Origin of the sequence: Methylobacterium sp., assembly GCF_028290105.1 — a bacterium.
GTDB lineage: Bacteria > Pseudomonadota > Alphaproteobacteria > Rhizobiales > Beijerinckiaceae > Methylobacterium.
The window spans coordinates 1-6,062 of sequence record NZ_JAQGKL010000279.1 but is presented as its reverse complement, the minus strand read 5'-3'; the positions used below and the strand labels follow the sequence as shown (position 1 = coordinate 6,062).

Genomic DNA, 6,062 nt, shown 5'->3' with positions numbered 1-6,062 from the left:
CTTCCAGGTGGTGGTGCCGGCCTTCGGCACGCTCGAGGGCCTGTTCCAGATCACGAGTCTCGAATATCGCGGCGACCATGCCGGCGAGGTGACCTTCGACATGGCCCTCGACTCCGCCGGCCCCCTCGCCTTCACGGCCGCCTGATGGCCAATCGCAGGCGCGGCGAGGTGGCCCTGGCGCTGGGGCCCGAGCGCTATACCCTCTGCCTCACCCTGGGCGCCCTCGCCGAACTCGAGGACGCGCTGGGTGCCAGCGACCTGCCCGACCTCGCCGCCCGCTTCGCGCAAGGGCGCCTGAAGGGCCGGGACCTGATCGCGCTCCTGGGCGCGGCCCTGCGCGGCGGCGGGCACGCCCTCGACGACGCGGCCGTCGCCGCCCTGCCGCTCGGCGGGGATCTCGACGCCATCGCGGCGGCCATCGGCGCGGCGCTCGCCGCCGCCTTCGGGGACGCCTCCCCGGACCCTTGAGCCCCACGGGTGGAGCCGCGCCGGAGGCCCCCTCCGCCTTCCCGTGGGACGAGGCGCTCACGCTCGGTCTCGGGCGCCTGCACTGGCGCCCGCGCGATTTCTGGCGTGCCACGCCGCGCGAACTGATGGCCGCCGCCGGGCTCGGGCCCGGCGGCCCCTCCTCCCTCGACCGGGCCGGCCTTCGCGGCCTGATCGAGCGCTATCCCGACCCCACCTGAGGAGCGACCATGGCCGAGACCGCCTTCGACCGCACGAACACCGCGCGGGCCAAGCAACTGGACACCCTGGACAAGCTCGCCCAGAAATTCGGCCAGAGCCTGTCGAAGGCCCTCAACATCAATGTGGGGGCCGGGCGCCAGCTCGACAGCGTGCTCGGCACCCTCACCACCAAGCTCTCGAACGTCGCGATCAAGGCGGCGTTGAAGCCGGTCAAGGCCGGGATCACCCGGCTGGTCACCAGCCTGATCGATTCGGGCTCGGGAAGCGAGGCCACGGCCTTCGCGCGCGGCGGCGTCCTGACGGGAGGCCGCGTGCGCCCCTTCGCGGAGGGCGGGGTCGTGGCCGCCCCCACCTACTTTCCCATGCGGGGCGGCCTCGGCCTGATGGGCGAGGCCGGACCGGAGGCGATCCTGCCCCTGAAGCGCGGCAGCGACGGGCGCCTCGGCGTCGCGGCGGGCGGCGGCCGGGGTTCGGGCGGGGTGACCATCAACATCGCCACCCCCGACGTCGAGAGCTTCCGCCGCTCGGAGGCGCAGGTCGCCGCGAGCCTCGCCCGCGCGGTGGCGCGGGGCCGGCGCGGCCTGTGAGCGGGAGGGCCCGATGAGCACCGAACCGACGAGCGACTTCCACGAGGTCCGCTTCCCCCTCGACGTGGCGCTGCGCGGCAGCGGCGGCCCGACCCGCCTCACCGAGATCGTCACCCTGGCCTCGGGTCGCGAGCACCGCAACAGCCGCTGGGCGGATTCGCGCCGGCGCTACGATGCGGGCTTCGGCATCCGCACCCTCGACGCGCTGCACGCGGTGGTGAGCTTCTTCGAGGAGCGGCGCGGCCGGCTCTACGGCTTCCGCTACCGCGACCGGGTCGATGCCGGGTCCGGTCCGCCCTCGCGGCCCGTCGCGGCCACCGACCAGCTGCTCGGCCTCGGGGACGGCGCGACGCGGATCTTCCAGCTCGCCAAGACCTACGGCACCGGCCCGTCGCCCTACCGCCGGACCATCACCAAGCCGGTGGCCGAGAGCGTGCGGGTGGCGGTGAACGGCGTCGCGCTGCCCGCCGCGCGCTTTCAGTGCGACGCCACCAGCGGCCGCATCACCTTCGCGGCGGATGCCGTGCCGGCGCCGGGGCAGCGCGTCACGGCGGGCTTCGCCTTCGACGTCCCCGTTCGCTTCGACAGCGACGACCTCAGCATCGATCTCTCGGCCTTCAGCGCCGGGGAGATCCCGAAGGTGCCCCTCATCGAGATAGTGCCGTAGCCGGGACGGAGGGCGCATCGAAGCGCAGCGGCCAGGCGCCGGGGCGCCGGATCACGGTGCGGGGCGCGAAGCGCCAGAGCCGTTCGGCGCCGGGGACGGAGGCGGTCTCGGGGGAATCGAGGAGCACCTCGGCGCGTCCCGACATCTGGAGCAGGTCGCCGGTGGCAAAGTCGATGACGGCGAGGCCGGCGCGCGGATTGGCGAGCATGTTCCCCAGCGTGTTGAAGAAGCGGTTGCCGGAATAATCCGGGACCGTGAGCACACCGTCCCCGCCGACCCGCACGAAGCCCGCCGGGCCGCCGCGATGCGAGACGTCGACCTGGCGCCGCCCGTCCGCGCCCTCGGCATAGCTGGCCACGAAGAGCGTATCGGCGCCCGCGATCACCGCGCGGGCCTGCGCGTCGAGGCCCTGCGAGACGTGCGGGGCCGGGCGTGGACTGTCCGCGACGGGGTGCGGATGGGTCCGGACCTGGATGTATTGCGGGCAATTGCCGAAGCTCTGCTCGACGCGAACCGCGAAGCCGTCCGGCCCGGTCCGCCGGAGGGTTCCGTTCACGCGGTTGCGCCGGCGGGTGGCGAGGTCGATGCCGAGGAGGCCGATCGCGGCGCCGTCCACGAGGCCCGCCTCGGCGGGATCATCGGGCTCGGCGGGGCTGCGCACCCGCAGGTGGAGGGGATCGGGCGCTTCGAGGAATCCCGGCGCCCCGGTCCGCAGCGTCGCCCAGACCTCCCCGACGGGATCGACCGCGCCCAGGACCACGAAGGGCAGGTGCCGGTAGAAGTCGCGGTGCTGCTCGATGAGGTGGTCGCGGATCACGCGGGGGCCGAGTTCGGCCATCCGTTCGGCGACGCCGAGATGCGCCTGGATCGCGATTTCGCCCGGGTGCCAGGGCGAGACGGGACGAGACGCGGCGGGGTGGGATTCGAGGACGGACATGGGGGGTCTCCTGCGGGCAACGGGATTTCAGCGGGCGTCCGCCGGCGTTTCGGGTGCTCGCAGACCGGCGGGCGTCCGCGGGAAGGGCACGAAGCCGGGCAGGGCCTCGATGCGGGCGAGCCAGGCGCGGACCGCGCCGTAGGACGCCAGATCGACGTTCCCCTCGGGGGCGGCGGCGACGTAGCTGTAGAGCGCCACGTCGGCGATGGTCGGGTGGTCGGCGGCGAGCCAGGGCCGGCCGGCGAGCTCGGCCTCGATGCGCGCGAGGATCGCGTGCGCGCGGGCGATCACCTCCGCGGCGTCGAAGGCCGCGCCGAACACCGTGATCAGGCGCGCGGCCGCCGGCCCGAAGGCGATCGGCCCGGCGGCCACGGAGAGCCAGCGCTGCACCCGCGCCGCGCCGGCCGCGTCCTCCGGCAGCCAGTCCGTGCGGGCGAGCGACTTGGCGAGATAGACCAGGATGGCGTTCGAATCCGGGACGACCGTTTCCCCATCCACCAGCACGGGGACCTGGCCGAACGGGTTCAGCCTCAGGAAGTCGGGAGACTTGTGCTCGCCCCTTGCGAGATCGACCTCGACGATCTCGCAAGGGGCGCCGACGAGCGACAGGAACAGGCGGGCGCGGTGGGCGTGTCCCGACAGCGCGACGTGGAACAGTTTCATGGGAGGTCTCCGTACGGGCGAGCCGGCGGGGCCGGCCTCGTTCCGCATCAGAGACCCTTCCACGATTGGGGAGAACCGGCTTTCCTGGCAATCGACTATTCCGCCATATGGAACAATCGACGGGACGGGGGCGGCGGACATGGATCGGTGGCAGGCGATGCGGGTCTTCGTGCGCGTGGCGGAGACCGGGGGCTTTGCCGGGGCCGCGCGCCAGCTCCACATGAGCCCGCCCGCCGTGACCCGCGCGGTGGCCGCCCTCGAGGACCGGATCGGAACCCGGCTGCTGACGCGGACCACGCGCTCGGTGCGGCTCACGGAAGCGGGCGGGCGCTACCTGGAGGATTGCCGGCGCATCCTCGCGGAGATCGAGGAGGCGGAGGCCGCCGCGGCCGGGGCTGGCGCGACCCCGTCCGGAATCCTGACGGTGACGGCGCCCGTGCAGTTCGGCCGCCTCTACGTGCTGCCGGTCGTCACCGAGCACCTCGCGCGCCACCCCGCGGTGAGCACGCGCGCCCTGTTCCTCGACCGGGTGATCAACATGGTCGAGGAGGGGGTCGACGTGGGCGTCCGCATCGGGCACCTCGCCGATTCCGGGCTCGTCGCGATCCGGGTCGGCAGCGTGCGCCGGGTGCTCTGCGCCGCGCCGGACTACCTCGACCGGCACGGGACGCCCGCGACCGCGCGGGACCTGCGGGATCACGCCATGATCGGCTCGGCGGGGACGGGCTCGGGGGCGACGGGCTCAAGGGCGACGGGCTCAAGGGCGACGGGCTCGGCGGCCGGGACGCCACGCCCCCGGTTGACCTGCAACACCATCGACGGGGTGCTGGCCGCCGCCCTCGCCGGACAGGGGATCGCGCAGCTCCTGTCCTATCAGGTGGCGCCCTCGGTGGCGGAGGGGCGCCTCCGGCTGATCCTCGACGCCCCGGATTCGGGCGCGATGCCGGTCCACGTGGTGAGCGCGGAAGGACGGCGGGCGCCCGCCAAGGTGCGCAGCTTCATCGACCTCGCCGTGGCGCGGCTCCAGGCCGACCCGATGGTCAATCCCACCCGTTCCTGAGGCTCCCGGCGATGCGCGTCCTGCCCCCCGACCTCGCCGCGCATCTCGCCGGCGGGGCCACCACCCTGTGCCATGCCTGGGCGCTGACCCGGCGCGACGGCGCGCGGCTCGGCTTCACCGACCACGACCGCGACCTGAGCTTCGGCGGGCTCACCCATGCCGCCCGCTCCGGGCTGGAGGCGGCCGAGGCCAGCGCCGAGCTCGGCTTCGCCGTCGGCGGCGGCGAGGTCGCGGGCGCGCTCTGCGCCCTCGGGCTCTCGGACGCGGACATCACCGGCGGGCTCTACGACGGGGCCTCGGTGGAGACCTGGCTGGTGGATTGGAGCCATCCGGAGACCCGCCTCCTCCTCGACATCGGCACCATCGGCGAGGTGCGCCGGGCCGGCGGCGCCTTCGTGGCGGAGCTGCGCGGGCTGATGGACAAGCTCGATGCCGAGCGCGGCCGGACCTATCGGGCCACCTGCGGCGCCGATCTCGGGGATGCCCGCTGCCGGGTGGACCGCGCCGACCCGCGCTTTTCCACCACCGGCACGGTCCTGCGCCAGCCCGAGCCCGAAATCCTGGACGTCACCCTGGTCGCCGGCGTCCCGGATTCCTGGTTCGCCGCGGGCCGCCTCGCCTGGACGGGGGGCGGGCAGAGCGGACAGGCCGCCGACCTGCGGGGGCATTCGGGCATCGCGGGCACCATCCGGCTCGAACTCTGGCAGGCGCCCGCCCGCGCGGTCGCGCCCGGCGACACGTTCCGCCTCGTCGCGGGCTGCGACAAGCGTCTCGCCACGTGCCGGGACAAGTTCGCCAACGCGGCGAACTTCCAGGGTTTCCCGCACCTGCCGGGCAACGACTTCGTGCTGCGCCAGGTCCCCGGCTCCGGCCCGGGCCTCGATGGCGGCAGCCTGTTCCGGTGAGGTCCCCATGGAACCCGAACACCTCGTGACGCTGGCGCGCGGCTGGATCGGCACGCCCTACCGGCACCAGGCCTCGCTGAAGGGCGTCGGCTGCGACTGCCTCGGTCTCCTGCGCGGTGTCTGGCGCGAGGCCCTCGGCCCCGAACCCGAGGAGGCCCCGCCATACGCCGCCTCCTGGGCGGAATCCGCGCCCTGCGGCGCCGACCCGCTGGCGGAGGCGGCGCGGCGCCACCTCGTGCCGGTTCCGCTCCCGCCGGCCGGCGACGAGCCCGCGGCGGGCGACGTGCTGCTCTTCCGTTTCCGCGCCCACCTGCCGGCCCGGCACTGCGCCATCGCGTCGGGCGGGGACTCGATGATCCACGCCCACGACGGGGCCGCCGTCACCGAGGTCGCCCTGTCCGGATGGTGGCGGCGCCACCTCTCCCACCTGTTCCGGTTCCCCGCCGGAATCTGATCGCCCTCACGCCACCCGCGTCCCATCCCCGGAGCCCGCCATGGCCACGCTGATCCTGCAGACCGCCGGGGCGGCGGTGGGTACGGCCCTGGGCGGGCCGAT

Annotated in this window: 10 protein-coding genes; 8 read left to right on the top strand and 2 right to left on the bottom strand. The window is 74.4% G+C overall.

Features of this window, described 5'->3' with window-relative positions; translation table 11 throughout:
- The 5 genes from JWQ05_RS19155 to JWQ05_RS19135 form a co-directional block, all read left to right on the top strand.
- On the top strand, positions 1-145 hold a 145-nt coding region (locus JWQ05_RS19155), incomplete at its 5' end, for a phage tail tube protein (protein ID WP_299661995.1).
- Positions 145-468 (top strand): gene transfer agent family protein, encoded by a 324-nt coding sequence (locus JWQ05_RS19150; RefSeq protein ID WP_299661992.1) that lies wholly within the window; start codon positions 145-147, stop codon positions 466-468. The genes JWQ05_RS19155 and JWQ05_RS19150, both read left to right, overlap by 1 nt.
- On the top strand, positions 465-686 hold the full coding sequence (locus tag JWQ05_RS19145) for a phage tail assembly chaperone (protein ID WP_299661989.1): 222 nt from the start codon (positions 465-467) through the stop codon (positions 684-686). Before JWQ05_RS19150 ends, JWQ05_RS19145 begins: the two co-directional genes overlap by 4 nt.
- A 9-nt stretch (positions 687-695) precedes the next feature.
- On the top strand, positions 696-1,274 hold the full coding sequence (locus tag JWQ05_RS19140; protein ID WP_299661986.1) for a phage tail tape measure protein: 579 nt from the start codon (positions 696-698) through the stop codon (positions 1,272-1,274).
- Between the two features lie 13 nt (positions 1,275-1,287).
- Positions 1,288-1,941, top strand: coding sequence for a DUF2460 domain-containing protein (locus JWQ05_RS19135; RefSeq protein WP_299661983.1), 654 nt, complete (start codon positions 1,288-1,290; stop codon positions 1,939-1,941).
- On the opposite strand, the gene JWQ05_RS19130 is transcribed toward JWQ05_RS19135, so the two are convergent.
- Both JWQ05_RS19130 and JWQ05_RS19125 read right to left on the bottom strand, forming a co-directional pair.
- The gene (locus JWQ05_RS19130) at positions 1,922-2,878 is read right to left on the bottom strand and encodes a pyridoxamine 5'-phosphate oxidase family protein (protein ID WP_299661980.1); all 957 of its coding nucleotides are present in this window, start codon (positions 2,876-2,878) and stop codon (positions 1,922-1,924) included. The genes JWQ05_RS19135 and JWQ05_RS19130 overlap by 20 nt on opposite strands.
- Before the next feature lie 27 nt (positions 2,879-2,905).
- The gene (locus JWQ05_RS19125; RefSeq protein ID WP_299661977.1) at positions 2,906-3,541 is read right to left on the bottom strand and encodes a glutathione S-transferase family protein; all 636 of its coding nucleotides are present in this window, start codon (positions 3,539-3,541) and stop codon (positions 2,906-2,908) included.
- A gap of 139 nt (positions 3,542-3,680) precedes the next feature.
- On the opposite strand from JWQ05_RS19125, the gene JWQ05_RS19120 reads away from it, so the two are divergent.
- Genes JWQ05_RS19120 through JWQ05_RS19110 form a run of 3 tightly spaced genes read left to right on the top strand, consistent with a single transcriptional unit; the run spans position 3,681 to position 5,960 of the window.
- Positions 3,681-4,601 (top strand): LysR family transcriptional regulator, encoded by a 921-nt coding sequence (locus tag JWQ05_RS19120; RefSeq protein ID WP_299661974.1) that lies wholly within the window; start codon positions 3,681-3,683, stop codon positions 4,599-4,601.
- Between the two features lie 11 nt (positions 4,602-4,612).
- Complete coding sequence (locus tag JWQ05_RS19115; protein ID WP_299661972.1) at positions 4,613-5,506, top strand: DUF2163 domain-containing protein; 894 nt, start codon at positions 4,613-4,615, stop codon at positions 5,504-5,506.
- A 7-nt stretch (positions 5,507-5,513) separates the two neighbouring features.
- Positions 5,514-5,960, top strand: coding sequence for an NlpC/P60 family protein (locus tag JWQ05_RS19110; protein ID WP_299661970.1), 447 nt, complete (start codon positions 5,514-5,516; stop codon positions 5,958-5,960).
- Positions 5,961-6,062: the final 102 nt, after the last annotated feature.

Coding starts and splice junctions, on each gene's coding strand:
- JWQ05_RS19150 (WP_299661992.1), top strand. CDS start 145: ATGGCCAATCGCAGGCGCGGCGAGGTGGCCCTGGCGCTGGGGCCCGAG.
- JWQ05_RS19140 (WP_299661986.1), top strand. CDS start 696: ATGGCCGAGACCGCCTTCGACCGCACGAACACCGCGCGGGCCAAGCAA.
- JWQ05_RS19135 (WP_299661983.1), top strand. CDS start 1,288: ATGAGCACCGAACCGACGAGCGACTTCCACGAGGTCCGCTTCCCCCTC.
- JWQ05_RS19130 (WP_299661980.1), bottom strand. CDS start 2,878: ATGTCCGTCCTCGAATCCCACCCCGCCGCGTCTCGTCCCGTCTCGCCC.
- JWQ05_RS19125 (WP_299661977.1), bottom strand. CDS start 3,541: ATGAAACTGTTCCACGTCGCGCTGTCGGGACACGCCCACCGCGCCCGC.
- JWQ05_RS19120 (WP_299661974.1), top strand. CDS start 3,681: ATGGATCGGTGGCAGGCGATGCGGGTCTTCGTGCGCGTGGCGGAGACC.
- JWQ05_RS19115 (WP_299661972.1), top strand. CDS start 4,613: ATGCGCGTCCTGCCCCCCGACCTCGCCGCGCATCTCGCCGGCGGGGCC.
- JWQ05_RS19110 (WP_299661970.1), top strand. CDS start 5,514: ATGGAACCCGAACACCTCGTGACGCTGGCGCGCGGCTGGATCGGCACG.